Origin of the sequence: Aggregatibacter sp. 2125159857, assembly GCF_017798005.1 — a bacterium.
Lineage (GTDB): Bacteria > Pseudomonadota > Gammaproteobacteria > Enterobacterales > Pasteurellaceae > Aggregatibacter.
Genome location: NZ_CP072548.1, coordinates 1,751,269 through 1,777,679 on the forward strand (window position 1 = coordinate 1,751,269; position 26,411 = coordinate 1,777,679).

Sequence of the window (26,411 nt, forward strand, 5' to 3'; positions counted from 1 at the left end):
CTCGAAAATGAAAAAATTCGTCAACGCAACCCTTACTTCTCTTTTCCTTATGGCATCTGTGACGGCAAGTGCTGTGACCGTCACCGATGCTAAAGGTGAATTCACTATAGATAAAACCCCAAGTCGCATTGTCGCGTTAGAATATTCTTTCGTTGATGCCCTTGCTCAAGTCGGTGTTAGCCCGGTCGGCGTTGCCGATGACAACGATAAAACCCGCATTTTGCAGGAAGTGCGCGATAAGATTCAACCTTGGCAATCTGTCGGTACCCGTTCGCAACCAAGTCTTGAAGCCATTGCCGCATTAAAACCTGATTTAATTATCGCCGATCCTTCCCGTCACACCGCAGTGTATGAAGAATTGAAAAAAATCGCCCCGACCATGATGTTTGATTCCCGTCATGAGAGCTATCAGGAGAATCTTGATACGGCACAAAAAATCGGCGATGTTGTCGGCAAAGGCGGTGAAATGAAATTGCAAATTGATAAACACAATAAAATTATCGAAAGCATTGCGCAAAATATCAATGTGAAAGGCAAAAAAGCAATTTTCGGCACCTCACGCGAAGACAAATTCAATTTACAAAATGACAGTGGTTATGTCGCCAGCTTCCTTGGTGTTCTAGGTTTTAACTCGCCAAAATTACCAAACGCCACTCAAGCCTTTGCTGAAATCAATCTTGAGCAATTAGTGATGGAAAAACCGGACTATATGTTTATCGCCCACTATCGCCAAGAAAGTATCGCCCGCAAATGGGAAGCAGAACCATTATGGCAAGCCATTCCTGCCGTAAAAGCCAAACATGTATTTAGCGTCAATGCCGATATGTGGGCGCGCGGACGCGGCATTACAGCCAGTGAGATCATGGCAAAACAAGTTGAACAATTCGTTAATCAAAAATAATGTTTGGTACGGCTTTTCGTTGGGGCTTTCCCCTGCTAGGACTGGCTTTCCTGTTATGGGGAAGCCTGTTTTTATACTACCCTATTGAAATTTCACCATTAGATGCGCTAAACGCCTTTTTCCCCAATGGCGATGAATTGGCCAAGATCACCGTGGTCGATTTACGTTTCCCTCGGGCGTTAGTGGCGATCGCATTAGGAGCCAATTTGGCGGTAGCCGGGGCATTATTACAAACCATCACCCGCAACCCACTAGCCTCACCAACGCTATTAAGCGTCAACTCCGGCGCAAGTTTGGCCATGGTAACGGCGAGTGCCATTAGCCCTGCCTTATTATCAGGCTATAGCATTGCCTTGGTGGCAAGTATCGGCGGTGGAATCAGCTGGTTGGTTGTAATGTTGATCAGCAACGCGTGGAAAGACAGTAGTGGCGATCGCAGTCGCGTGATTTTGGCAGGGATTGCCGTGTCGTTATTATGTACTGCCCTCACCAAATTAGTGTTAATTATGTCGGAAGATCATGCCTTTGGCGTAATGAGTTGGCTTGCCGGCGGCATTTCTCACGCCCGTTGGAACGAATGGCACGCTATTTGGCCGTTTCTGCTATCGAGCGCTCTCTTTTGCCTCTTTTTTGCCAGCCGCTTAAATTTACTCAATTTGAGCGACGAATCCGCTCAATCCTTGGGAATTAACCTGTTCCGTCTGCGTTGGTATGCCAATATCATAGCATTATTAATTGTGGGTTCAGCCGTTAGCGTAGCAGGCCCTGTCGCCTTTATCGGTTTGTTAATTCCACACTTAGCGCGTTATTGGATAGGCTATGATCTACGAAAATCATTACCCATGTCCATGTTATTAGGCGCTATTTTAATGTTGGCGGCGGATACCGTTGCCCGTGCTGTTGATTTCCCAAGTGAAGTGCCTGCCGGTGCCATTTTGGCCTTAATCGGTGCGCCAATCTTTGTATTATTTGCCAGAGGAAAACACTAATGCGCCGTTCTCATTCAGGATTCCGTGCAATCGGCTTTTACTTATCGGCACTCTGTACGGTCGCGCTATTATTTGTATTAAGCATTCGCTATGGCACTTACACGCTATCCTTTGATGAAATTAGCCAGGCCTTTCACCCTGACGATAAAAACTATTTCACGTTAATGGAATACCGTCTGCCACGCGCACTACTCGCCATTATTATCGGCGGTGCATTGGCTATTTCCGGGGTATTGGTGCAAAGTGTCGTGCGTAATCCGTTAGCCTCTCCTGATATTTTAGGAATCAATAACGCCGCCGGTTTAGTCGCCGTCACCGTATTAATCTTCCTACCGAATTTGGCCTTTTACTGGCTACCGATTTTTGCCTTTATCGGCGGTGTCCTGTCTTTCATTTTGTTATGGATGATATGTGCTTTTAACTTCCGCCCGATCAAAATGGCCATTATCGGCGTAGCGCTTTCTGCCCTATGGGCGGCAATCAGCCATTATTTAATGCTAACCAATCCGGTAGAAATCAACACGGCTATGCTTTGGCTAACCGGAAGTTTGTGGGGCAGAAGCTGGGCTTATGTCAATGTCGTTTTGCCTTGGTTGTTGGTGTTATTGCCGTTACCGTTTATTTTCTGCCGAGATTTGGACACTTTAGGTTTAGGTGAAAACAAAGCGGCCACCTTGGGAGTAAGCGTAAATAAAACGCAAATCTTGGTATTAGTGCTGGCTGTTGCACTTTCCACCACAGCCGTCGCCATTTGCGGCCCCATCGCATTTCTCGGCTTAGTTGCACCGCACTTAGCACGCAAATTGGTCGGTGGACGTCACCGCACATTATTGCCGGCGGCCATGCTAATCGGCACGTTGTTGTTACAAATTTCCGATATTTTAGCGCGGGTTATCGATCCACCGACAGAACTGCCCGCCGGTATTCTCACCGCTATTATCGGCGCCCCTTACTTCTTCTATTTATTGATGAGAACGAAATAATGAGCATTGAGATCAATAAGTTACAATTAGGCTATCAAGATAAAACTATCGTACGAGATTTATCTCTCACCTTTCCTAGCAACCAAATCATTGCCTTAATTGGCCCGAACGGGTGCGGCAAATCCACAACACTAAAAGCGGTGGCCCGTTTACTCAAGCCACGTCTAGGCACAATTACTCACAAAGGCAAAGATATTTGGCAAAGCACACCGAAAGAATATGCCAAACAATTAGCGTTCTTGCCACAACAACATTTGGTGCCGGAAGGCATTAAAGTACGTGAATTAATTGCTTACGGCCGTTCGCCTTATTTGAATTTATGGGGCAAATTGAGTGATAAAGATGAGCAATTAGTGGCTTGGGCTATGGAGCAAACCCACACTACAGAATTGGCGGAACATTTGGTATCGGATTTATCCGGCGGGCAACAACAACGGGTTTTCTTAGCCATGACATTAGCGCAAGATGCAGAGCTTGTTCTGTTGGATGAACCCACCACTTATTTGGATCTCAACCGCCAGGCAGAACTCATGGGCATGATGCGTCAAATGCAACAAAACGGCAAAACCGTCATTACGGTACTCCACGATTTAAATCAGGCTTGTCGTTATTGTGATTATTTAATCGTTCTCAAAGACGGCAACCTTATGGCCCAAGGGACGCCTGACGAAGTGATGACAGAGGGGCTGTTAAAAGAGGTGTTTGATTTAGAAGTAGTGATTCACCGCGATCCAATTAGCCAAACACCCATGTTTATTTTGAAGTAAACAAAAGTGCGGTCATAATCTGGGGGCAAGTATGATAAGTTGCCCCTATTCGCACTTTCTAAAATCATATTCTGTAATCACATTCTATTATGTCATTTCGCTATAAAACCCCATTCATTTTTTGTCTCACTTCCGTTAAAATAGTTGAGAATTGTTTTCAATCACATATACCAAGGAGGCTTATGATGTTAAAAAAAGCATTGTTAACACTCACCTGTATTGCGATGGCAACGTCCGCATTGGCAAAAGAGGTTACGATTCCCACGGCACGCGGTGATGTCACGTTAAGTGCGCCGCCCGCCAAAATAGCAGTGTTTGATACCGGCAGTTTGGATACATTGCAAGCCTTAGGTGTGAAAGTGGATGGCGCAGCAGATGTGGCAAAACTCCTTCCGTATCTGAAACCAACCTTAGATTCGGCAAAAAATGTCGGTACTATTTTTGAGCCCAATTTAGAGGCTTTAAATGAATTAAAACCAGACTTAATTATTGTCGGCACCCGCACGGCGAAAAAATTTGATGATGTCAGCGCTATTGCAAAAACGATCGATTTAACCGATAACGGCGATAAATTAGTGGAAAGCGGCATTCAACGCATTGACAGTTTCGGTCGTTTATTTGATAAACAAGCGGCAGCAGACAAGTTAAAAGGTGAATTGGAAACCTTATTAAAAGACACTAAAGCCGCCGTGAAAGACAAAGGCAACGGTTTAATTATTTTAGTCAACGGTAGCAAAATTTCCGCATTCGGTAGCGGTTATCGTTTAAGTTTTATTCATGATGAACTTGGCGTACCAATGGCAGATCCGAGCATTAAAGGTACCGGCCATGGCCAGCCGGCGAGCTTTGAGTTTATTGAAAAAACTAATCCTGACTGGTTGTTTGTGTTAGATCGCATTTCTGCTATTGGCGAAGAAGGTAAAACCGCCAAAGACGTGTTGGATAATGAATTGGTTCGTCGCACTAAAGCCTGGAAAAACGGGCACGTCGTTTATCTCAGTAGCGCTTCCTACCTAGCCCCGGGCGGTGCGGAACAATTAAAAACGGACTTAAACGCGATTAAAACCGCTTTCGAGAAAAAATAATCACGCTTATCGTTCTCTTCATTGTGTCAAACTAAGGCAATAATGAAGAGAACTTTTTATTGCCTAAAAAAACGCCATGTCGAATATTTTTACCCTAAATCGGATAAATTTTTTCATTCTTGTATTACTCGCCGCATTAAGCATTACCGTGGGCGTAGCCGATTTCCATTGGTCTCAATTTTTTTCTCAGCCGGAACAAATGCAAGTCCTGCTAGTCAGTCGATTACCTCGTACCTTCGCCGTGATTTTAGTGGGAGCGACCCTTGGTGTAGCAGGCATGGTATTACAAATTGTCTTAAAAAATCGCTTTATTGAGCCGGGCATGATCGGCGCCAGTCAAAGCGCAGCATTGGGGATTTTATTAACCAGCCTGTTATTTCCAAGCGCCGCCTTGCTTATCAAAATGTCCTTCGCCACCGTCTCCGCACTCATTGGCATGGGCATTTTCACCTTATTGTTACAGCAATTGCCGCCACATCAACGTCTCATGGTGCCGTTGGTGGGGATTGTGTTCGGCAATATTATTGAGGCGATGACCACCTTTCTTGCCTACGAAACAGACAGCTTACAAACCTTGTCCATTTGGTTTTCCGGCGATTTTTCCGGCATCTTGGCAGGACGTTATGAATTATTATGGCTTACCGCCGCCCTTGCTGTGGTGGTTTATATTATGGCCGATCGTCTGAGCATTACCGGACTGGGGAAAAATATCAGTACCGGCTTAGGGATTAATTATCGTCAAATGACGTGGTTTGCGTTAATTGTGGTGGCGATGATTACTGCAGTAGTCGTAGTCACCGTCGGGCAAATTCCCTTTATCGGCCTGGTTGTACCAAATATTATTTCCCGCTTAGCCGGTGACCGATTACGCCAAAATCTGCCTTCGGTTGTATTGCTCGGCGCCAATTTGGTCTTGATTTGTGACATTATAGGTCGAGTCATTAACGCACCTTATGAAGTACCAATTTCGACCATTTTCGGCATTGTCGGCACATTGATTTTCCTCTATTTGTTATTTAAGGGGAAACCCAATGCAAAATAATCGTGTCATGTTATTACTCGGTGCCTTACTCACGCTTGCCTGCGCCTTTTTTATGACCTATCACGCCAATGGTAACTGGGATTTCATTTTGCCGTTTCGTGGAAAGAAACTGTTGTTATTGCTGATAATGGCTTACACCATTGGCATATCTACACTACTGTTCCAAACCCTAACCAATAACCCGATTCTAACCCCCAGCATTTTAGGCTTTGATTCCTTATATTTATTGGTACAAAGCATTTTAGTGTTTCTCTTCGGCGGGATTGGATTTACACAACTCAATGTGGCCGGCAAATTTGCTTTTGAAACTTTGCTTATGTTGCTTGGCGCACTCCTGTTATTCCGTACACTCAGCAAAAACAATAGCGATCTCGCCCGCATGATTTTGGTGGGGATTATTTTCGGGGTGCTTTTCCGCAGTGTAAATAACCTGCTACAGCGCATGATCGATCCTAATGAATTCGCCGTTGCACAAGGATCTTCCTTTGCCAGTTTTAACACGGTGAACCCAACCTTATTATGGATTGGTACTGTCATTACGTTGGTCAGCGCCCTGTGGATTTGGCAACAACGTTTTAAATTAGATGTACTCCTACTGGGGCGTGAACGCGCTATCGGATTAGGCTTGGAATATCATCAATTCAGCCGCCAATTACTCATTTGCTGCGCATTTTTAGTGTCAATTTCCACCGCACTTGTGGGACCGATTCTGTTTTTAGGCTTATTGGTGTGTGCCATCGTCAATGCCATCAGCCCGACCATGCACCACAGCATTCGCATCCCAATGACGTTTATGGTGTCGGCCATCACATTAGTAAGCGGTCAAGCCGTGTTCGAACAGGTAATGAAGATGCAGGGTGTGCTTAGCGTGGTTATCGAGTTTGTCGGTGGGTTAGTCTTTATCTACCTGATGTTAAGACGGGCAAAATAAGGGAATTTCTTGTGATAAAAATTGAAAATATAACCTATAAAATTAATCAGGCGACGATTTTAAATAACATTAATCTCACCATCCCAAACGGTGGCATTACCGCATTGATCGGCGCTAATGGTGCCGGTAAATCCACGCTACTCTCTTTGGTTGCGCGCTTAAATCCGATTCAACAAGGGCAAATTTGGCTAAATGATATGGATATTGGCACCACGCCATCACGCACAATTGCGCAAAACCTGGCAATTCTGACCCAAGATAACGTGATTCATAGTCGCATTACGGTAAAAGATCTGTTGATTTTCGGCCGTTACCCACACCATCAAGGGCGTCCAACGGAAGAAGACAATGCCATCATCCGCGATGCCTTACAACGTTTTGAATTAGCCCCCTTAGCTAATCGTTTTCTTAGCGAACTTTCCGGCGGTCAACGTCAACGCGCCTTAATTGCCATGACGTTCTGTCAAAAAACCGATCATGTGCTACTTGATGAGCCGCTCAATAATCTGGATATGTTCCATGCACGCGAACTCATGCGTCTATTACGTCAACTCACTGATGAACTCGCGCTAACAACCGTTATGGTGGTACATGATATTAATATGGCTGCCGCCTACGCCGACACCATTGTCGCCATGAAAAACGGTGAAATTGCCATGATCGGCACACCGGAAGAAATCATTACCCAAGAAAATTTAAAAACGGTATTTAATTTGGAAGCGGAAGTGTTAAGCCATCAGGGGAAAAGGCTGGTTGTACACCATATGTAATGTGATGATTTGAAAAGTGCGGTAGTTTTTCATTCTGTTTTAAAACAGCCCAAAAATTCACCGCACTTTAAGGGAGAAGTCTTTATCTTTCTGCCTTTAATAATCCGGAAGAACCTTCCGAATAATCTTTCGGCTGATCATCCGATACGGCTGTCGAAGTCTCATCTGCGCCACCCACATTCTGCGCTTGGAACAACGCCTTCTCATCTAATTCAGGCAATAATTGAACAGAAGCGCCGGCAAAATGCTGATATAAATGTTGATAATCCTGCGCTAACGTTTTTAAGAGATTTGCGCTTTCCGCAAAATGTTTTTCAAGTTGCTGCTTTTGATTCTCTAATTGTGCTTTTAATTGGCGTAATTCCGTTTCGGTTTTCACCTGTTTTTTCACAGAACCTTTGGTAAAACGCAATAAAAAATACCCTATCGCGAATCCCACAACCAAACCAAGTAACGCGGCTCGCCACATCTCCGGTGTCCAAGATTGCATACATCACTCCTTTATCATTGAATAGAAAAAAACCGCTATTATCATAGCTTGAACGTTTTTATATTTCTATGGGCAAGATCACATAACGATAATATTATGCATACTGTTTTAGCCACGCCCTCAGTTTTTCCACATCCTCTTGCCATTCTTCGCTCAGTTGTTGGCACCAAAGGGCAATATTCTCCTGCCATTGTGCTGTCTCAGCATTTTGTGAGAGTGATGCAATTTCCTGCAAGCGTTTTAACCCAACAGAAGCCAACGCACCTTTAATTTTATGCGCCGAGGAAAGCACATTGGCTTGCCGTGCCGGATCCTGTAAATAGGCTTGATAGGCCTGCTGTAATTCAATGGCGTATCCTGCCATGGTTTGTTCAAATAGGGTGAGATTATCTTGCACAAATTTCACCCCCAGCATTTCCACCAATTCGCCCAACATTTTCGTGTCAAAATCGGCAGAGGCTTGGGGTTGCTTGGTGTCGGTGAGTTCAAATTGCGTGATTTCTTCGCCGAAATAATCGAACAGACACTGATTCAACTCATCCAACGACAGCGGTTTGTGAATCACATCATCCATGCCTTGCGCGACATATTCTTCTTTTTTCTGCACGACATTTGCCGTCAAGGCAATGAGCGGTGGCAGGAAATCATAAGTGCCATTTTCATAGTTTTGGCGTAAGTGATGGGCAATATCAAAGCCTGACATATCCGGCAACTGAATATCCAAAAACACCAAATCATAATAATTTTGCTCAAATTTTGAGATCGCCTGCGCACCGGTCATCGCGACATCAATTTGGTAACCCAATTTTTCCAGCAAGGATTTCGCGACCACCACATTCACTTCAATATCTTCCACCAACAAGATATTAAGCTTTAATGGCAACTTGCTGTCGTTTTCTGACGGACGAAAAGCCTCTTCTGCCTTAAACGTTAACAAAAAGGTGGAACCCTGACCCATTTTGCTGGTAACGGTTAAATCACCTCCCATTAATTGAGCTATGGCTTTGGACACCGATAACCCAATGCCGCTCCCCAAGGATTTATTACGGTTAGAACTCACTTGATAATATAGCTCAAAGATTTTTTCTAAATCGGCTTCACCAATGCCAATGCCCGTATCCGTCACGCGAATCGCAAATTCATTATTGGCAATTTGTTCAACCGATAAGGTTACGCTGCCTTGTTGGGTAAATTTCACCGCATTGGTAATCAAGTTCCATAAAATTTGATTTAACCGCACACCGTCCAACATCAACCAGTTTGGCAAAGTTGGTGGGCAATCTAAGTGAAATTCAAGACGTTTTTCTTCCGCCATTAATACAGCGAAATTGCTAATGTCATTGAGCAAGGCATAAAAATCCGTTTCTTTGCGATGCAATTCGATTCGGCGAGCGTCAATTTTTTCCAAATCAATAATATCGCTGAAAATATGCGACAAAGAAATCGCACTGCTATTGATGGTTTTTAAATAATTGCGTTGGCGTTCGGTAGGATGCTCTTCCAACAAAATGCGGCTTAACCCAATAATGCCGTTTAACGGGGTGCGTAATTCGTGACTGATCGTCGTCATCAAGGTGGTTTTGTCGCGGCTAATTTTTTCCACTTTGTCTAACGCTGCCGACAAACGACTTTCGACTAAAAGTCGCTCTTTTACTTCGCTTTTCAGTTCTGCAACAGAATGGGAAAGTGCCTGCCGGGAATATTCCAGTTTTTCCACCAATAACGTGAAAAAATAAATTACAAAGGGCGCTGAAATCATTCCGAATACGATCGAGCGGAGCAAATCCTGCCAGTAGATTTTTCCCACAAAAATCAGGCTGAGCACCATTTGGGTACACAACGCCAAAATTGCCAAAATCATCACGCCTAACAGCGAGAAACGGATTTTCCCTAAACGAACGACCCACTCCACATAGCGATGGGCAAAACTACCAAAATGTTTGATTTTTTTCATAAGATCCCGTTCCCTCAAATAATGCGCATTGTACCTGAATTGCGCCATTTGCGCGGAAAAGTTTTCTTACAGCACGAAAGTGCGGTCAAAAAACACCGTATATTTCGACCGCATTTTTCTGCCAGCAGCACGCAATTCTTCCTAACAAAAGCACGAAAAATCAAGTACAATACGGCAATTCTATGTTGCTGCAAAAAAGGATAAGACCATGGCGCGCAAACCGGCTGAAAAAAACGAACCGGATTTTGAAAATACCTTAAAACAACTGGAAGAAATCGTCTCCCGTTTGGAAAATAACGACCTTTCTCTTGAAGAGGCATTAAAAGATTTTGAACAAGGCATCAAGCTGGCTCAGTTAGGTCAAGAACGCTTACAGCAAGCGGAACAGCACATCCAAATTTTGTTACAAAAAAACGAAAGTGCCAAACTTAGCGATTATCAAGCGGAAGAATAACGGGGCGGCAATGTATCAGTTCTCAGAAGATTTACAGCAAGTTCAGCAGCGAATTAATCATTTTTTAGCAGAGCAATTTGCCCACCTTGATAGCTCGCCGGCGCCTTTAGCTGACGCCATGAAATATGGCTTATTGTTGGGTGGAAAACGCATTCGCCCCTTTTTAGTTTATGCCACCGGCAGAATGCTCGGTGCCGATTTAGCACAGCTTGATTATGCGGCAGCCGCCATTGAAGCCATTCATGCTTATTCATTGATTCATGATGATTTGCCTGCCATGGACAACGACGAATTACGTCGTGGCCACAAAACTTGTCACATTGCGTTTGACGAAGCCACCGCGATTTTAGCCGGTGATGCGTTGCAAGCCTTTGCCTTTGAAATCTTAACGGATATTCCAACGCTATCGGCGGAACAAAAGCTAGCACTCATTAAAACCTTAAGTACCGCCTCCGGAGTCAAAGGCATGTGCTTGGGACAAAGTTTGGACTTAATGGCAGAACAAAAAGTCATCAGCCTGCAAGAATTAGAACACATCCATTTAAATAAAACCGGTGCCTTGCTCACTGCAGCGCTCACGATGGGCTTTATTTGCTCGCCTCATTTTGCAGACAAGGCTTTAGCACAACAGCTGGAACGCTACGCCACGGCAATTGGTCTCGCCTTCCAAGTGCAAGATGATATTTTAGACATTGAGGGCGACAGCGAAACCATCGGCAAAACGGTCGGCTCCGACTTGACGGCAGATAAAAGCACTTATCCGAAATTATTGGGGCTGGAAGGTGCCAAACAAAAAGCACAAGAACTTTACGAAATGGCATTAGCCGAACTCAAAGATTTACCTTTTGATACCACCGCACTTTATGCGTTGGCGGAATTTATCATTAAACGAAAAAGCTAATGCGCCCCCAAAGTGCGGTGGAAATTAGCGCTGTTTTAAACGTAGTGATATATAAATTTTAACGTTGGAATTGATTGACCCTTATGCAAAACTACCCCCTTTTATCATTGATTAATTCGCCTGAAGATTTACGCTTATTAAACAGAGAACAACTCCCTCAAGTGTGTCAAGAGCTACGCGAATATTTGCTGGAATCGGTGAGTCAAAGTAGCGGACATTTAGCGTCCGGTTTAGGCACGGTGGAACTTACCGTTGCACTGCATTATGTCTTTAAAACGCCTTTCGATCAGTTAATCTGGGACGTTGGTCATCAAGCCTACCCTCATAAAATCTTAACCGGTCGTCGTGACCAAATGTCGACTATTCGACAAAAAGGCGGGTTACATCCCTTCCCTTGGCGTGGTGAAAGCGAATTTGACGTGTTAAGCGTAGGACACTCTTCCACCTCGATCAGTGCAGGGTTAGGCATTGCCATTGCCGCAGAACGAGAAAATGCCGGAAGACAAACGGTTTGTGTCATCGGTGACGGCGCCATTACGGCAGGTATGGCATTTGAGGCATTAAACCACGCCGGTGCATTACACACCAATATGTTGGTGATTTTGAATGATAACGAAATGTCTATTTCGGAAAATGTCGGCGCATTAAACAACCATCTTGCCCGAATTTTCTCCGGTTCGTTCTACTCTACCGTGCGCGACGGTAGCAAAAAAATTCTCGATAAAGTGCCAACAGTGAAAAACTTTATGAAAAAAACCGAAGAACATATGAAAGGCGTGATGTTCTCACCGGAAAGTACCTTATTCGAAGAATTGGGTTTCAACTATATTGGCCCTATCGACGGACACAATATTGATGAATTAATCGCGACATTGAGCAATATGCGCGATCTAAAAGGCCCTCAATTACTCCACATAAAAACCAAGAAAGGCAAAGGCTATACACCGGCAGAAAACGATCCTATCGGTTTCCATGGCGTGCCAAAATTCGACCATTTAAGCGGTCAGTTACCTAAATCCAATGCAACCCCAACCTATTCCAAAATTTTCGGCGATTGGTTGTGTGAAATGGCAGAACGAGATCCAAAACTTATCGGCATCACCCCGGCAATGCGCGAAGGTTCCGGCATGGTGGAATTTTCTCAACGTTTCCCACAACAGTATTTTGATGTGGCGATTGCTGAACAACACGCGGTAACCTTTGCAGCCGGTTTGGCAATTGGTGGATACAAGCCTGTAGTTGCTATTTATTCAACTTTCTTGCAACGCGCTTATGACCAACTCATTCATGATGTCGCCATTCAAGATCTGCCGGTTCTCTTCGCCATTGACCGTGCAGGCATTGTCGGCGCTGATGGGCAAACCCACCAAGGTGCATTTGATATCAGTTTCATGCGCTGTATTCCAAACCTTATCATCATGGCCCCAAGCGATGAAAATGAATGCCGCCAAATGCTTTATACCGGCTATCATTGTGGCAAACCTGCTGCCGTGCGTTATCCACGCGGAAATGCCATGGGCGTTACCTTAGAACCGTTACACCCCTTGGAATTAGGGAAATCAAAGCCTGTTCGTGAAGGGAAAAAAATCGCCATTTTAAATTTTGGTACGCTTTTACCAAATGCCTTGGTTGCCGCGGAAAAACTGGATGCCACCGTGATTGATATGCGGTTTGTCAAACCGTTGGATGTCGCCCGTATTAACGAGATTGCCAACAGCCATGAACTCATGGTGACATTAGAAGAAAATGCGATTCAAGGCGGCGCAGGAAGTGCAGTGGCGGAAGTATTGAATCAGCAACAACGCCAAGTGAAATTGTTGCAATTAGGCTTACCGGATTTCTTTATCCCGCAGGGTTCACAAGCAGAAACGCTCACTGATTTAAAATTGGATGCTGCAGGCATTGAACACCAAATCGTGGATTTTCTGGCTGAGAAATAGCACTCCCAATCAAAAACGACAGAGGATTCAACCCTCTGTCGTTTTTCTTTTTGGTCGTTATTGAAAAAAGTAAAGAAATTTTCGCTTTTCGTTGAACTATTTTTCAGATGTTCAGTCTTAACAAATGCTAGTGCGCTGCAAATGCAGTCGTCTTTTAACGTTTTCTTATATTTAAGACCTCCCCGCTATTCAGAAATTGGATAGCGGTTTTTTCTTTTTTGGGAAAAGGGAAACAAGGAAAAGGAAAAAGTGCGGTCGATTTCTGACAGATTTTAAGTCAAGGAACAATAAAAAAGCCATTAATACAGTATTAATGGCTTATTAATGTTGAATTTTTGAGTTTGCGCTTATCGGCTGCCTTCTTCAATCACACGTGGAAATAGAATATTATTTTCTGTATGAATATGCATCATTAAGTCATCCATAAATTCTTTAATGCCGCTATAGAGTGCGCGCCAAGTGTTGCAAGCATCTGCCGGTGGCGTTAAGTTATTAGTCAAGGCTTTTAGCACCTCTAAATGTTCGCCATGTTCAGCGTGTTCATGTTCCATTACCTGAATCGGCATTCTTGCCATGGCGTAATTGCCCATTTTGATCATTGGAAATAAAATTTGCTCTTCTTTCATCATATGGCTGCTTAAATCGGCATAAACATTGTGTAATTCAGCTGCCACACCGACCGGGCAATCATCACGATCGCCATGTACAGATTCTACGCGTTCAGCCAGTACAATAAGCTCTTGTAGCTGAGCACGATGACGCTCATGATAACGATGAATAATATGATCGATGATCTCGGCATAAGGTGCAGTCAACCAACGTTGCTCATCATCTTGCTGTTTGCTCTCTTGTAGTTCGGTTAAACGCGCTTCGATTTCTGCTAAATTTAAATTTTTCTCGGCAACCGCAGCACCCAAGGTATCCGCACCACCACAACAAAAATCTAAATCATATTCACGTAAAAGTGCGGTAGATCCCGGAATTGAAATCGCAATTTCACTTAATTTTTTATCGGCAAAAGACATTCTAATTTCCCCCATAATGTGTTAATAACAAAAAACCTAGTAAAATAGTAAACTATCCTCTAAAAAGATAAAGGGCTTTTTTAAAAAAATTTGTTTTATATGATTCAGGTCAAAGGTCATACCTTAAAATGGGAAGACGGAAAAAGTCGAAAAGCGGTATCCTAAATAACATCACTTTACAAGGACACACCATGAACCGTTTATTGACCACGCTATTTGCCGTCTGGCTACCTCTTTCAACCCTTGCCTTAGAAAAAGAAGCTCGTGAAATGCCGAAAGGCGGAATTGATAAAGCCCTATTGGGACAAATTTTATTTTTTGACAATAACCTTTCTTTTCATGGTAATCAAAGCTGCTCCAGTTGCCACAGCCCGGATACCGCTTTTGTTGACTTACGGGAAAACAGTGCAGACAAAATGGTCTCCCAAGGCGATGATCCAAAACTGTTCGGCACACGCAATGCACCAACCATGCTTTATGCCAGCTACGCGCCCGAATTTCATTATGATGAAAAAATTCAAGATTATGTAGGCGGTCAATTCTGGGACGGGCGTGCCAAGAACGTCGCCGAACAAGCCGGAGGCCCCCCAATCAATCCGGTAGAAATGGGGATGCCGGACAAACTTTCTGTGGCTAAACGGATCTACAATACACCGATGTATTTCATGCTCTTAACCCAACATTATGGCGAAGCCACGTGGGACAGCGTAGATAGCGTTTATGCCGCGATGGAAGATGCTCTTGCCGTATTCCAAAAAGAAAAACGCTTATTACACCCTTTTGATAGCAAATACGATAAATCGTTGCAGGGCAAATATGCGATGACTGCGCAAGAAAAGCGCGGTCAGCAGTTATTCTTTGATAACACCAAAACCAACTGCAGCAACTGCCACCAAGCGCAGCATGCCGAACACAAAGAGGAAACCTTCACCAACTATCGCTACTACAACATGGGTGTACCGAAAAATCAGCGTTTAATTGCACATAATCAGCTCAGCCAGGATTTTATCGATAACGGTTTGTTGGATAACCCAATGGTCAACGGAGATCAACGCCAAAAAGGCAAATTCAAAGTGCCAACCCTGCGCAACATTGCCGTCACCGCACCTTATATGCACAACGCCGTGTTTAAACATTTACGTACCGTGTTGGAATATTTCGATCATTTCAACAACCCGGCACGTAAACTGAATCCTGAAACTCAGCAACCTTGGGACGCACCGGAATATGCTGCGACAATGAATCAGGACGATCTTAAGGCGCCAGCGTTAAGCGATGAACAACTAGACGACCTTGAATCCTTTTTAAAAACCTTAACAGATGAACGCTACGAAACGTTGCTGAGACAATCTGAAAAACTCCCGTCAAAATGACCGCACTTTTCGCGCTTTACCTTGACAGGCACTTAGTCGGCATGAAACGCCTCGATACTGGGAAGACTAACCCAAAATTGAGGCGATTAATCTCTTCCGCTTGTTCACACTGCTAACCGTTGACGGACGATTTCAAACAAACAAACACCAGTCGCCACGGAGACATTGAGCGAAGACACCGAACCGGCCATTGGAATGCTGATGAGTTGATCGCAATGCTCTCGGGTTAAGCGGCGCATGCCTTCGCCTTCTGCCCCCATGACCAATGCCAAGGCACCAGTGAGTTTGGTTTGATAGAGGGTTTCGGTGGCTTCACCGGCGGTGCCTACAACCCATACATTGTGTCGTTCTTGTAGATCACGTAACGTGCGGGCAAGGTTAGTCACTCGAATAAGCGGTACATTTTCTGCTGCGCCACACGCCACTTTTCGTGCAGTAGAATTGAGTTGCGCAGATTTATCTTTTGGCACAATCACCGCAGTTACGCCCGCCGCATCGGCAGTACGCAAACAAGCGCCTAAGTTATGTGGATCTGTCACACCATCCAAAACTAACAATAAAGGTGCGTTTTGAGTTTCTAATAAGCGATCCAAATCATGCTCATTTAATTCCGGTAATGAGTGTACTCGCGCAATAATGCCTTGATGCACTTCGCCTTCTGCTTTTTTATCCAAGGTTTGACGATTTAAAAATTGAACGGAAATACCAAGTCGTTGAATTTCATTAATCAAAGGCTGTAAACGTTGGTCGTCTCGGCCTTTTAACGCCAAAACTTCAATTAAACGTTCCGGATGGTTAGAGACAAACGCTTTGACTGCGTGGATGCCATAAATTGTTTCACTCATGTTTTTTCTTTACCTTTTTCGTTTTGGCGGCTTTCGGTTTCATTTTAGAAACGTGACTTTTTTTGACCGCACTTTTGTTTATTTTTGCCTTTTGGTTTGTTGTTTTCTTAGGCGCTTTGACTTCCGCTTTCTTGGCTTTTGTTCGTGCCGTTTTACCATTACGTTTCGGCTTGCGTTCACTTGAAATTAAGGAAAAATCAATTTGTTTTTGTTCTAAACTCACGGCTTCTACACGCACTTTGACCGCATCACCGAGACGGAAAATCATGCCGCTGTTTTCGCCGATCAGACGTTGTTTAGGCATATCGAATAAGTAGTAGTCATTTGCCAAACCGGAAATATGCACTAAGCCATCGATAAACAGATCATTCAAACGAACAAAGAAGCCGAAACCGGTGACGGAAGAAATGACGCCTTCAAATTCTTCGCCCACATGATCTTGCATATATTCGCATTTTAGCCAATCCGCCACTTCACGGGTGGCATCATCGGCACGGCGCTCCGTCGAAGAACAATGCGCGCCAAAGACATCCATTTCATCAAGTTGATAATGATATCCGCCGGTGTCGGTCGTTTTACGTTTAGAACCCTTTTGTTTCGCCAATAAATATTTGATGCCACGATGTAACGTCAAATCGGGATAACGACGAATCGGCGAGGTGAAATGGGCATATTCTTCTAATGCCAACCCGAAGTGACCGATGTTGTCGGCGCTGTAAACCGCTTGGCTCATAGAACGTAGCAACATGGTTTGAATTAATTCGTGATCTGGGCGTGGTTTAATCTGTTCAAGCAACTGCGCATAATCGGTCGGTGTCGGTTTATTCCCACCGGATAGACTCAAGCCGCATTCTGCCAAGAAACTGCGAAATGCCGTGAGTTTTTCTTCACCGGGCACGGCATGAATACGATACAGCGCCGGTTCTTGATGTTTCTCCATGAAGTTGGCAGACGCAATGTTTGCCAAAATCATACATTCTTCAATGATTTTATGGGCATCGTTACGCACAACCGGCTCAATACGTTCAATACGTCCCAACGCATTGAAAATAAATTTGCTTTCAATGGTTTCAAATTCAATGGCACCACGCTGTTGGCGTGCTTTTACCAACGCCTGATACATGTCATGCAGATCTTGCAAATGAGGCACTAACGAGGCGTAACGTTCACAAAGTGCGGTATCTTTTTCCAGTATTTTTGCCACTTTGTTATAAGTTAAACGGGCGTGGGAATTCATCACCGCTTCGTAAAATCGATAATCTGTCATTTTGCCTTTAGCAGAGAGCGTTATTTCACACACCATGCATAAGCGATCCACTTGTGGATTTAACGAGCATAGACCGTTGGAGAGTTTTTCCGGTAGCATCGGCACGACGCGATTGGGGAAATAGACGGAATTGCCTCGATTATAGGCTTCCGTGTCCAATGCGCTTTTCGGTCGAACGTAATAGCTTACATCAGCAATGGCCACCCAAAGTTTCCAGCCTTTGCCTTGTTTTTGGCAAAATACCGCATCGTCAAAATCACGTGCATCTTCGCCGTCAATGGTCACTAACGGCAAGTCACGCAAATCTACACGGCCACGTTTAGCCTCTTCAGGCACGTCTTCAGCCCATTTTTTAAGTTGTTTTTCTACCGCACTTGGGAAACTGTGGGGAATATCATGTTTACGAATGGCAATTTCCACTTCCATGCCCTTCGCCATATTATCACCCAGTACTTCGGTGATTTTGCCGATAGGCTGGAAGAACGGCGCTGTGCGCGGGTGGAGTTCTACGACCACGACTTGCCCCATGCGGGCACCAAGACGGGCGTTATCGGGGATTAAAATATCACGTGTAATACGACTGTCGTCCGGCATCACATAACCAATGCCTTGTTCGATAAAAAAACGACCGACAATTTGCTTTTTATTCGCTTCCAATACACGCACAATGCGCACTTCCGGACGACCTTTGCGGTCAAATCCGTTAGGTTGCGCCAACACATAATCGCCGTGCATGACTTTCTGCATTTGCACGTTGGGAATAAAAAAGTCGTCTTTTTTTCCTTCGACTTGTAAAAAACCGAAACCTTCTCGATGTCCAATCACCATGCCTTTAAGTAAATCCAGTTTTTCCGGTAAGGCATAGCATTTACGTTTGGTGAAAACTAACTGACCGTCATTTTCCATGGCGCGTAAACGACGGCGCATGGCTTCTTGTTGTGTTTCATCCGTGATGCCCAACGCGACAAAAATTTCTTCTTTCGTCATGGGCGCATTATGCGTACGGATAATCTGCAAAATAAATTCCCGACTGGGAATAGGGTTGTCGTATTTGGCTAATTCTTTTGCATAATTCGGATCTTGAGGAGGGGATTTTTTGGCCATGGTATTTAAATTTATCGAAATGAAAGTGCGGTTCATTTTAAAAAGATTTTCTTATTAGGCAAGGGAAAATGTGATTGAGGCGACATTTTTTAGCTTTTTCTCAGCAACCCGAAAACTGACTTGCTATAATCCTTTCTAGTTAATATTACATTGAGGTCGTTATGAGCGATATTGCGATTACCATTAGCCTACTCGCCTTGGTTGCCGTGATCGGTTTATGGATCGGTCATTGGAAGATCAAAGGTGTTGGTTTTGGTGTAGGCGGGGTGCTCTTTGGTGGGATCATTGTGGCGCATTTTACCAATCAATATGGATTGGCATTAGATACGCATACATTACATTTCGTGCAAGAATTCGGCTTGATCCTGTTTGTTTACACCATCGGGATTCAAGTCGGCCCCGGATTTTTTTCCTCGTTGCGCCGTTCAGGGTTGAAACTGAACGGTTTTGCATTTTTGATTGTCTTGCTGGGTGGGCTGACCGTGATTGGTATCCACAAATTCGCCAATGTGCCGTTAGACATTATTTTAGGGATTTACTCCGGTGCGGTAACTAACACGCCTTCTCTTGGTGCTGGACAGCAAATTTTGTCGGAACTTGGGGTCAACAGCACCACGGCAACTATGGGGATGGCCTATGCCATGGCGTACCCTTTCGGTATTTGCGGCATTTTGCTGACCATGTGGTTAGTGCGTTTGTGTTTCCATGTGAAAATTGATGAAGAGGAACAACATTTTCAACGTGAAAGCGGACAAGACAAAGAAACCTTGACCACGATGGACATTAAAGTCACAAATAAAAATTTGGATGGCTTGCGTTTAATTGCCGTGCCGGGATTTGGCGCCGGCGATGTGGTTTGTTCCCGTTTAAAACGTGGGGACAGTATGTGCGTCCCGAAAGCAGATACGGAAATTCATTTGGATGACGTATTGCATTTGGTGGGGGAAAATGAAGCCTTACAAAAAATGCGATTAATTATTGGCGATGAGCTTTCCGTTAAAATGACGACCGCCGGTGGCGATATTCGTTCCGAGCGGGTGGTAGTAACCAGCGAAAAAGTCTTAGGGAAAAAAATCAAATCACTGGGCATTCATCAAAAATACGGTGTCGTCATTTCTCGTTTAAACCGTGCCGGTGTGGAATTGGTGCCGACCGCCAATACGACTTTGCAGTTCGGTGACGTATTACACATGGTCGGACGCACCGATGTGATGAACAATGCCATTTCGGTGATCGGCAATGCGGCACAAAAATTACAACAAGTCCAAATGTTACCGGTATTTATCGGTATTGGCTTGGGTGTGCTTTTCGGCTCTATTCCTTTTTATATTCCCGGTTTTCCGGTGGCGTTAAAATTGGGCTTAGCCGGCGGGCCGTTAGTGATTGCCCTGATTTTGGCGCGTATCGGGACGATTGGTAAGCTATATTGGTTTATGCCACCAAGCGCTAACTTGGCGTTACGTGAGTTAGGGATTGTCTTGTTCTTGGCCGTGGTTGGGTTGAAATCCGGTGGCAGTTTTATGGACACCTTATTAAACGGAAGCGGGTTGGAATGGATGGGCTACGGCATCATTATTACGTTAGCGCCATTACTCATTACTGCGGTTATCGCTCGTTTATACAGCAAATTGAACTACCTTTCTTTGTGTGGCGTGCTTGCCGGCGCCATGACTGATCCTCCGGCATTAGCATTCGCGAATGCGATTAAAGAAGATAGCGGTGCCGCAGCGTTATCTTATGCCACCGTGTATCCGCTGGCGATGTTCTTGCGGATCATTTCTCCGCAGTTATTGGCCTTGTTACTGTGGAGTTTCACATAACGAGAAACGCGCATTTTTATGACCGCACTTTGTTTCACAAGATTTTATCGGAGCAAAAGTGCGGTTGTTTTTTTAGGTGATTTTGGGTCGTTCACTTCACAGAACAGGTAAGATCCAGTAAAATAAGCCGATTTTTTGCTAATACAAAAGGAAAAAAGATGAGCCTACCTATTTATAAAAGAATTTTGTTAAAACTCAGCGGAGAAGCCTTACAAGGCGATGAGGGTTTCGGCATTGATGCGTCTATTCTTGATAGAGTTGCGTTAGAAATCAAAGAACTGGTTGAAATGGGTGTTGAAGTGGGTGTCGTCTTAGGCGGGGGCAACTTATTCCGCGGTGCTAAATTGGCCAAAGCAGGGATGAACCGTGTGGTCGGCGACCATATGGGGATGCTTGCCACCGTCATGAACGGTTTGGCAATGCGTGATTCGCTTTTCCGTGCGGATGTGAATGCAAAATTAATGTCGGCATTTCAATTAAACGGCATTTGTGACACTTACAACTGGTCTGAAGCGATCAAAATGTTGCGTGAAAAACGCGTTGTGATTTTCTCCGGTGGTACAGGCAGTCCGTTTTTTACCACGGATTCCGCCGCATGCTTACGTGGCATCGAAATTGAAGCGGATGTCGTGTTAAAAGCAACGAAAGTGGATGGTGTATATGATTGTGATCCGGCAAAAAATGCAAATGCCATGCTTTATCCGCACCTTACTTATGCTGAAGTGATTGATAAAGAATTACAAGTCATGGACTTAGCGGCCTTTACCCTAGCTCGCGATCACGGTATGCCGATCCGCGTGTTCAATATGGGGAAACCGGGGGCGCTACGTCGCGTGATTACCGGCGAGCAAGAAGGCACACTCATTTGTGCAAAAGACTAGTTTAACGGTTTGATTTATTTAATAGAGAAGGAATTATCGTGATTAACGACATTAAAAAAGATGCGCAAGACCGCATGGAAAAAAGCCTTGAAGCGTTAAAAGGCCATATTGCAAAAATTCGTACCGGCCGTGCGCAACCAAGTTTGTTGGATGCGATTCAAGTGGATTATTACGGTTCTGCGACACCATTGCGTCAATTAGCCAATGTGGTGGCAGAAGATGCCCGTACTTTAGCGGTAACTGTGTTTGATCGTTCATTGATTCAAGCGGTAGAAAAAGCCATTTTAACCTCTGACTTAGGCTTGAACCCATCTTCTGCAGGTACAACGATTCGCGTGCCACTTCCACCGTTAACAGAAGAACGTCGCCGTGATTTGATTAAAATTGTGAAATCAGAAGGCGAGCAAGGCAAAGTCGCGATTCGTAACGTTCGCCGTGATGCGAACGATAAAATCAAAGCCTTGCTAAAAGACAAAGAAATCAGTGAAAACGATCAGCACAAAGCTGAAACCGAGATTCAACAAATTACCGATAAATTCATCAAAAAAGTCGATGAAGTGTTAGCGGAAAAAGAAAAAGAATTACTCGATTTCTAATCATAAGAACAGGTTAACATCAGACGCAGTGCCTTACTGCGTCTTTTCTTATATGGGCGGATGAGGTTTTCATGTTGCCCGAAAAATTGACAAAGTGCGGTCGAAATTTTATGCAAAAAAAACAAAAGGTCGTGATTCTTGGCGCGACAGGTTCCATCGGTAATAGCACCCTTTCGGTGATTGAACACAATCCGGAAAAATATGAGGCGTTTGCTTTCGTCGGGGGTTCCAATGTGGATGCGATGTTTGAAAAATGCGTGAAATTTCGACCGCACTTTGTTGCTTTGGCAAATGAAAGCGCAGCAAAACATTTGCGTGAGAAAGTGGCTGCGCATCAGCTTCCGACGCAAGTGTTAGCCGGCCAACAAGCGATTTGCGAATTAAGCGCACATCCTGATGCAGACATGGTCACGGCAGCGATTGTTGGTGCAGCCGGATTGTTGCCAACGTTGTCAGCAGTGAAAGCTGGCAAAAAAGTTCTGTTGGCAAATAAGGAAGCGTTGGTCACTTGCGGCCAGATTTTTATTGATGCGGTGAAACGCTATGGCGCGCAGTTATTGCCGGTAGATAGCGAACATAATGCGATTTTCCAATCTTTGCCTCCGCAGGCCCAACAACACATCGGATTTTGCCCGTTGGCAGACTTGGGTATCAGCAAAATTGTGTTGACGGGTTCCGGCGGGCCTTTCCGTTATACGGATTTAAGCGAATTTGACGGTATTACACCGGAACAGGCAGTGGCGCATCCTAACTGGTCTATGGGCAAGAAGATCTCTGTGGATTCCGCAACGATGATGAACAAGGGGTTGGAATATATTGAAGCCCGTTGGTTGTTTAATGCGACCGCCGATGAAATGGAAGTGATTATTCACCCGCAATCCATTATTCACTCCATGGTACGCTACATTGATGGTAGCGTTATTGCGCAAATGGGGAATCCTGATATGCGCACACCGATTGCGGAAACCATGGCATATCCGCACCGCACTTTTTCCGGCGTAGCTCCGTTAGATTTTTACCAATTAAACGGGCTGACTTTTTTAGCACCGGATTACCAACGTTATCCTTGTTTGAAACTGGCGATAGAAGCTTTTGCGGCAGGACAGTATGCGACTACTGCCATGAATGCGGCGAATGAAGTGGCCGTACAAGCCTTTTTAGATCGCCAAATTAAATTTACGGATATTGCCAAACTGAATCAGGCTGTCGTGGAACAAATGCCGTCGCAACAAATCAAACAGATTGATGATGTGCTGGAGGTGGATCGTGCTGCTCGTGAATATGCACGACAACAATTGGCACATTGGTCACACTGATATTTTGCATTGAGAAGGGATAATGACAGAATTAGATCGGAATAATATTCCGCAACACGTTGCCATTATTATGGACGGCAACGGGCGTTGGGCAAAGCAACAAGGAAAAATGCGCGTTTTTGGACATAAAAACGGCGTGGCGGCAGTACGTGAAGCTGTGTCTTATGCTCGCAAAATTGGGGTGAAATATTTAACCTTATATGCGTTTAGTAGCGAAAACTGGAACCGCCCCGAGCAGGAAGTGAGCGCATTGATGAATTTATTTATGCAAGCGCTTGATTTTGAAGTGAAAAAACTGCATAAAAATGACATTCGTTTGAAAATTTTAGGCGACATTTCCCGCTTTAGTGCTGGCTTGCAGGAAAAAATCAAAAAAGCGGAAAAATTAACGGAAAATAACACCGCACTTACGTTAAATATTGCCGCGAATTATGGCGGGCGCTGGGATATCGTTCAAGCGGCACAGCAGTTGGCAGAACAGGTTCAAGCGCAACAGCTCAACGTCGCAGACATTAATGAAGCTTTATTGCAACAACATTTGGTGACGAAAGATGAGCCTGAAGTGGATTTATTGATTCGTACCAGCGGTGAACAACGCATTAGCAATTTCTTATTGTGGCAAACAGCCTACGCAGAGCTATATTTTTCTGATGTACTGTGGCCGGATTTTAATGAAGCTGAGTTTCATCAGGCGATTTTATCTTATCAACAACGTCATCGCCGTTTTGGCGGAACCGAATAATTGAGGAATATATTGTGCTTAAACAACGAGTTATTTCGGCAATTGTGTTAATTGCCCTTGTCTTTACGGCGTTATTTTTATTCTCACCTTATTATTTTGCTCTCGCCTTGGGCGTTGTTGTGGTATTAGGTGTTTGGGAATGGACCCAGTTCTTTAATTTCAAACAACCAACCTTTTGGCGCTATGCCATCACAGGTTTAAGTGCTGCCTTTTTATTCCTCTGGATCTATGGGGAAGGCAATTATTTAGATGCCGGCCGGGTATTTGAACTGTATGCGCAGCCGATTTTATTAGGCGCAGTTATTTGGTGGCTGGTGGCCTTATTTTTTGTAGTGACCTACCCGAAAAGTAGTGCCGTTTGGGGAAAGCATTCCGTTTTACAATTCTTTTTCTGTTTCTTTACCCTTATTCCATTTTTAATTGGCGTATTATTACTACGTTTAGATCATTATGTGGCAGCGCCTTATCACGGCATTATGCTGTTGTTGTATGTGTTTGTTTTGGTTTGGGTGGCAGATTCCGGTGCTTATTTTGTCGGTCGTAAATTTGGTAAACACAAACTGGCACCAAAAGTTTCTCCGGGAAAATCTTGGCAAGGGGCGATTGGCGGTTTAGTGATGGCAGGCATTGTTGCAGCCATTTTTGTGAATATAGCACAACAACGTTTGACTGCGAATGTCTCATCTGAAGCCTTTATTGCTTTGTCAGTGGCAACCGTTGCCATTTCTATTTTAGGCGATTTAACGGAAAGTATGTTTAAACGCCAAAGCGGTATCAAAGATAGCAGTCATTTAATTCCGGGGCATGGCGGCATTTTGGATCGCATTGACAGCTTAACCGCTGCCGTTCCATTCTTTGCCTACTTCTATTTCTTTGTCTTATAGGATTGGCGATATGTCATTTTTGTGGTCAACCGTTTCATTTTTGATTGTGATTGCCGTTTTAGTGACGGTGCATGAATATGGCCATTTCTGGGCGGCACGAAAGTGCGGTGTAAAAGTCCATCGTTTTTCTATTGGTTTTGGCAAAGTCATTTGGTCGCGTACCGATAAACAAGGGACAGAATTTGCCGTGTCGGCCATTCCTCTAGGGGGCTATGTCAAAATGCTGGATGGACGCAATGAGGAGGTGCCTGAGACCTTAAAATCACAGGCCTTTGATTATAAAACGGTCGCTCAGCGCGCATTTATTATTGCCGCCGGTCCGCTTGCGAATTTCTTGTTTGCGATTTTTGCTTATTTTCTCGTTTATTCCATTGGCATTCCGAGTATTAAGCCGGTAATCGATGAAGTTCGCCCCCAATCGATTGCTGCAATGGCGAAAATACAGCCGAACACTCAAATTACGGAAATTGATGGCGTTTCAACCCCTGATTGGGAAACCATTAATATGTTGTTAGCCACCAAGTTAGGGGAAAGCAAAGTTGATCTGACATTAGTGGAATTTGGTTCTAACATTGAACAGCATAGAACGTTAGATTTATCCAACTGGACGTTTGATCCTGAGAAACAAAGTGCGTTCGGATCCCTCGGTATTGTACCGGTGAGAAGTAAAGTGGATATGATACTCTCTAAGATTACTGAAAATTCACCGGCAGAAAAAGAAGGATTGCGAAAAGGCGATAAACTCTACTGGTCGGATAACAGTAAAATTGAGTGGCATACGTTTCTAGAAAAGGTTCAAGAAGGAAAGCCATTAACTCTAAAAGTAGAACGTGATGGTGTGTGGTTTGATAAAACACTTACACCAGAACTCAATGAAAAAAAACGCTGGTTTGTGGGAATTTCCCCGACTTTTTATCCCTTGGCTAATGAATATCGTACTGAATTAAAGTATGATATGCTTGAAGCCTTACAAAAAGGGGTAGAAAAGACCTTTCAACTCTCTTGGTTAACGATTAAAGTCATTGGGAAATTAATCACCGGCAATTTGTCTTTGAATAACTTAGGCGGTCCAATTTCCATTGCCAAAGGGGCAGGTGCCTCTTCTGAAATTGGCCTGATTTATTACCTGAGTTTTATGGCATTAATTAGTGTTAATTTGGGCATTATGAATTTATTTCCATTGCCAGTCCTGGATGGGGGGCATCTTGTCTTTTTGGTGATGGAAGCGTTGAAAGGAAAACCAGTTTCCGAGCATGTGCAGAATGTGAGTTATCGAATTGGTGCTGTCTTGTTATTGATGTTAATGGGACTTGGACTAATTAATGATTTTTTACGTTTATAACTAATTACG

Annotated in this window: 24 protein-coding genes; 19 read left to right on the forward strand and 5 right to left on the reverse strand. The window is 44.2% G+C overall.

The window, feature by feature from the left end:
• Positions 1-7 precede the first annotated feature (7 nt).
• From J5X96_RS08540 to J5X96_RS08575, 8 genes are all read left to right on the forward strand, one after another.
• Entirely contained in the window at positions 8-901 is an 894-nt protein-coding gene (locus J5X96_RS08540) for a Fe(3+) dicitrate ABC transporter substrate-binding protein FecB (protein WP_209363071.1), read from the forward strand.
• Positions 901-1,890, forward strand: coding sequence for an iron-dicitrate ABC transporter permease FecC (gene fecC, locus J5X96_RS08545; protein ID WP_209363073.1), 990 nt, complete (start codon positions 901-903; stop codon positions 1,888-1,890). Before J5X96_RS08540 ends, fecC begins: the two co-directional genes overlap by 1 nt.
• The gene (gene fecD, locus J5X96_RS08550; protein WP_209363075.1) at positions 1,890-2,873 is read left to right on the forward strand and encodes a Fe(3+) dicitrate ABC transporter permease subunit FecD; all 984 of its coding nucleotides are present in this window, start codon (positions 1,890-1,892) and stop codon (positions 2,871-2,873) included. Before fecC ends, fecD begins: the two co-directional genes overlap by 1 nt.
• Entirely contained in the window at positions 2,873-3,640 is a 768-nt protein-coding gene (fecE, locus tag J5X96_RS08555; protein WP_065295342.1) for a Fe(3+) dicitrate ABC transporter ATP-binding protein FecE, read from the forward strand. The genes fecD and fecE overlap by 1 nt, the downstream gene beginning before the upstream one ends.
• Before the next feature lie 185 nt (positions 3,641-3,825).
• Positions 3,826-4,725: a siderophore ABC transporter substrate-binding protein gene (locus J5X96_RS08560; RefSeq protein WP_209364802.1), complete on the forward strand. Its 900-nt coding sequence runs from the start codon at positions 3,826-3,828 to the stop codon at positions 4,723-4,725.
• Between the two features lie 76 nt (positions 4,726-4,801).
• Positions 4,802-5,767 (forward strand): ABC transporter permease, encoded by a 966-nt coding sequence (locus tag J5X96_RS08565; protein ID WP_021615670.1) that lies wholly within the window; start codon positions 4,802-4,804, stop codon positions 5,765-5,767.
• Positions 5,757-6,698 (forward strand): iron chelate uptake ABC transporter family permease subunit, encoded by a 942-nt coding sequence (locus J5X96_RS08570; protein ID WP_209363077.1) that lies wholly within the window; start codon positions 5,757-5,759, stop codon positions 6,696-6,698. The genes J5X96_RS08565 and J5X96_RS08570 overlap by 11 nt, the downstream gene beginning before the upstream one ends.
• Before the next feature lie 11 nt (positions 6,699-6,709).
• Entirely contained in the window at positions 6,710-7,468 is a 759-nt protein-coding gene (locus J5X96_RS08575) for an ABC transporter ATP-binding protein (protein ID WP_209363084.1), read from the forward strand.
• A gap of 82 nt (positions 7,469-7,550) precedes the next feature.
• Here the strand turns inward: J5X96_RS08575 and J5X96_RS08580 are convergent, their stop codons facing one another.
• Positions 7,551-7,958, reverse strand: coding sequence for a YhcB family protein (locus J5X96_RS08580; protein WP_021615673.1), 408 nt, complete (start codon positions 7,956-7,958; stop codon positions 7,551-7,553).
• A 94-nt stretch (positions 7,959-8,052) separates the two neighbouring features.
• The gene (locus J5X96_RS08585; RefSeq protein ID WP_209363086.1) at positions 8,053-9,912 is read right to left on the reverse strand and encodes an ATP-binding protein; all 1,860 of its coding nucleotides are present in this window, start codon (positions 9,910-9,912) and stop codon (positions 8,053-8,055) included.
• A gap of 208 nt (positions 9,913-10,120) precedes the next feature.
• Between J5X96_RS08585 and xseB the strand changes: the two genes are divergently transcribed.
• From xseB to dxs, 3 genes are all read left to right on the forward strand, one after another.
• Positions 10,121-10,366: an exodeoxyribonuclease VII small subunit gene (xseB, locus tag J5X96_RS08590; protein WP_021615675.1), complete on the forward strand. Its 246-nt coding sequence runs from the start codon at positions 10,121-10,123 to the stop codon at positions 10,364-10,366.
• A 10-nt stretch (positions 10,367-10,376) separates the two neighbouring features.
• On the forward strand, positions 10,377-11,267 hold the full coding sequence (gene ispA, locus J5X96_RS08595) for a (2E,6E)-farnesyl diphosphate synthase (RefSeq protein WP_209363088.1): 891 nt from the start codon (positions 10,377-10,379) through the stop codon (positions 11,265-11,267).
• An 83-nt stretch (positions 11,268-11,350) separates the two neighbouring features.
• On the forward strand, positions 11,351-13,207 hold the full coding sequence (dxs, locus tag J5X96_RS08600) for a 1-deoxy-D-xylulose-5-phosphate synthase (protein ID WP_209363090.1): 1,857 nt from the start codon (positions 11,351-11,353) through the stop codon (positions 13,205-13,207).
• Between the two features lie 347 nt (positions 13,208-13,554).
• Here the strand turns inward: dxs and ytfE are convergent, their stop codons facing one another.
• Positions 13,555-14,232: an iron-sulfur cluster repair protein YtfE gene (gene ytfE, locus J5X96_RS08605; protein ID WP_209363092.1), complete on the reverse strand. Its 678-nt coding sequence runs from the start codon at positions 14,230-14,232 to the stop codon at positions 13,555-13,557.
• A 191-nt stretch (positions 14,233-14,423) separates the two neighbouring features.
• Between ytfE and J5X96_RS08610 the strand changes: the two genes are divergently transcribed.
• Positions 14,424-15,605, forward strand: coding sequence for a cytochrome-c peroxidase (locus J5X96_RS08610; RefSeq protein ID WP_209363094.1), 1,182 nt, complete (start codon positions 14,424-14,426; stop codon positions 15,603-15,605).
• 104 nt (positions 15,606-15,709) lie between these two features.
• On the opposite strand, the gene rlmB is transcribed toward J5X96_RS08610, so the two are convergent.
• Together rlmB and rnr are read right to left on the reverse strand one after the other, a co-directional pair.
• Positions 15,710-16,450: a 23S rRNA (guanosine(2251)-2'-O)-methyltransferase RlmB gene (gene rlmB, locus J5X96_RS08615; RefSeq protein ID WP_209363096.1), complete on the reverse strand. Its 741-nt coding sequence runs from the start codon at positions 16,448-16,450 to the stop codon at positions 15,710-15,712.
• Positions 16,443-18,821, reverse strand: coding sequence for a ribonuclease R (gene rnr / locus J5X96_RS08620; protein ID WP_209363098.1), 2,379 nt, complete (start codon positions 18,819-18,821; stop codon positions 16,443-16,445). Before rnr ends, rlmB begins: the two co-directional genes overlap by 8 nt.
• Positions 18,822-18,982: 161 nt before the next feature.
• On the opposite strand from rnr, the gene J5X96_RS08625 reads away from it, so the two are divergent.
• The 7 genes from J5X96_RS08625 to rseP all read left to right on the forward strand — a co-directional run bounded on the left by J5X96_RS08625 (position 18,983) and on the right by rseP (position 26,402).
• Positions 18,983-20,641 (forward strand): putative transporter, encoded by a 1,659-nt coding sequence (locus J5X96_RS08625; RefSeq protein WP_209363099.1) that lies wholly within the window; start codon positions 18,983-18,985, stop codon positions 20,639-20,641.
• Positions 20,642-20,799: 158 nt separating this feature from the next.
• On the forward strand, positions 20,800-21,522 hold the full coding sequence (gene pyrH, locus J5X96_RS08630; RefSeq protein ID WP_209363101.1) for a UMP kinase: 723 nt from the start codon (positions 20,800-20,802) through the stop codon (positions 21,520-21,522).
• Between the two features lie 38 nt (positions 21,523-21,560).
• Positions 21,561-22,118 carry a ribosome recycling factor gene (gene frr / locus J5X96_RS08635; RefSeq protein ID WP_006716863.1) on the forward strand — a complete coding sequence of 186 codons (558 nt, stop codon included), beginning with the start codon at positions 21,561-21,563 and terminating at the stop codon, positions 22,116-22,118.
• A 110-nt stretch (positions 22,119-22,228) separates the two neighbouring features.
• Positions 22,229-23,434: a 1-deoxy-D-xylulose-5-phosphate reductoisomerase gene (gene ispC, locus J5X96_RS08640; protein WP_245193462.1), complete on the forward strand. Its 1,206-nt coding sequence runs from the start codon at positions 22,229-22,231 to the stop codon at positions 23,432-23,434.
• A 22-nt stretch (positions 23,435-23,456) separates the two neighbouring features.
• The gene (uppS, locus tag J5X96_RS08645) at positions 23,457-24,176 is read left to right on the forward strand and encodes a polyprenyl diphosphate synthase (protein ID WP_209363109.1); all 720 of its coding nucleotides are present in this window, start codon (positions 23,457-23,459) and stop codon (positions 24,174-24,176) included.
• A gap of 14 nt (positions 24,177-24,190) precedes the next feature.
• Complete coding sequence (locus J5X96_RS08650) at positions 24,191-25,060, forward strand: phosphatidate cytidylyltransferase (protein WP_021615689.1); 870 nt, start codon at positions 24,191-24,193, stop codon at positions 25,058-25,060.
• A 10-nt stretch (positions 25,061-25,070) separates the two neighbouring features.
• The gene (gene rseP / locus J5X96_RS08655; protein WP_209363111.1) at positions 25,071-26,402 is read left to right on the forward strand and encodes a sigma E protease regulator RseP; all 1,332 of its coding nucleotides are present in this window, start codon (positions 25,071-25,073) and stop codon (positions 26,400-26,402) included.
• Positions 26,403-26,411 lie beyond the last annotated feature (9 nt).

What these genes read in the sequence shown, in the direction of transcription:
- fecD (WP_209363075.1), top strand. Translation starts at nt 1,890, where the DNA reads ATGCGCCGTTCTCATTCAGGATTCCGTGCAATCGGCTTTTACTTATCG.
- J5X96_RS08565 (WP_021615670.1), top strand. Translation starts at nt 4,802, where the DNA reads ATGTCGAATATTTTTACCCTAAATCGGATAAATTTTTTCATTCTTGTA.
- J5X96_RS08560 (WP_209364802.1), top strand. Translation starts at nt 3,826, where the DNA reads ATGTTAAAAAAAGCATTGTTAACACTCACCTGTATTGCGATGGCAACG.
- J5X96_RS08570 (WP_209363077.1), top strand. Translation starts at nt 5,757, where the DNA reads ATGCAAAATAATCGTGTCATGTTATTACTCGGTGCCTTACTCACGCTT.
- J5X96_RS08540 (WP_209363071.1), top strand. Translation starts at nt 8, where the DNA reads ATGAAAAAATTCGTCAACGCAACCCTTACTTCTCTTTTCCTTATGGCA.
- ispC (WP_245193462.1), top strand. Translation starts at nt 22,229, where the DNA reads ATGCAAAAAAAACAAAAGGTCGTGATTCTTGGCGCGACAGGTTCCATC.
- rlmB (WP_209363096.1), bottom strand. Translation starts at nt 16,450, where the DNA reads ATGAGTGAAACAATTTATGGCATCCACGCAGTCAAAGCGTTTGTCTCT.
- ispA (WP_209363088.1), top strand. Translation starts at nt 10,377, where the DNA reads ATGTATCAGTTCTCAGAAGATTTACAGCAAGTTCAGCAGCGAATTAAT.
- J5X96_RS08625 (WP_209363099.1), top strand. Translation starts at nt 18,983, where the DNA reads ATGAGCGATATTGCGATTACCATTAGCCTACTCGCCTTGGTTGCCGTG.
- J5X96_RS08585 (WP_209363086.1), bottom strand. Translation starts at nt 9,912, where the DNA reads ATGAAAAAAATCAAACATTTTGGTAGTTTTGCCCATCGCTATGTGGAG.
- pyrH (WP_209363101.1), top strand. Translation starts at nt 20,800, where the DNA reads ATGAGCCTACCTATTTATAAAAGAATTTTGTTAAAACTCAGCGGAGAA.
- ytfE (WP_209363092.1), bottom strand. Translation starts at nt 14,232, where the DNA reads ATGTCTTTTGCCGATAAAAAATTAAGTGAAATTGCGATTTCAATTCCG.
- J5X96_RS08610 (WP_209363094.1), top strand. Translation starts at nt 14,424, where the DNA reads ATGAACCGTTTATTGACCACGCTATTTGCCGTCTGGCTACCTCTTTCA.
- fecE (WP_065295342.1), top strand. Translation starts at nt 2,873, where the DNA reads ATGAGCATTGAGATCAATAAGTTACAATTAGGCTATCAAGATAAAACT.
- xseB (WP_021615675.1), top strand. Translation starts at nt 10,121, where the DNA reads ATGGCGCGCAAACCGGCTGAAAAAAACGAACCGGATTTTGAAAATACC.
- dxs (WP_209363090.1), top strand. Translation starts at nt 11,351, where the DNA reads ATGCAAAACTACCCCCTTTTATCATTGATTAATTCGCCTGAAGATTTA.
- rseP (WP_209363111.1), top strand. Translation starts at nt 25,071, where the DNA reads ATGTCATTTTTGTGGTCAACCGTTTCATTTTTGATTGTGATTGCCGTT.
- fecC (WP_209363073.1), top strand. Translation starts at nt 901, where the DNA reads ATGTTTGGTACGGCTTTTCGTTGGGGCTTTCCCCTGCTAGGACTGGCT.
- J5X96_RS08580 (WP_021615673.1), bottom strand. Translation starts at nt 7,958, where the DNA reads ATGCAATCTTGGACACCGGAGATGTGGCGAGCCGCGTTACTTGGTTTG.
- rnr (WP_209363098.1), bottom strand. Translation starts at nt 18,821, where the DNA reads ATGGCCAAAAAATCCCCTCCTCAAGATCCGAATTATGCAAAAGAATTA.
- uppS (WP_209363109.1), top strand. Translation starts at nt 23,457, where the DNA reads ATGACAGAATTAGATCGGAATAATATTCCGCAACACGTTGCCATTATT.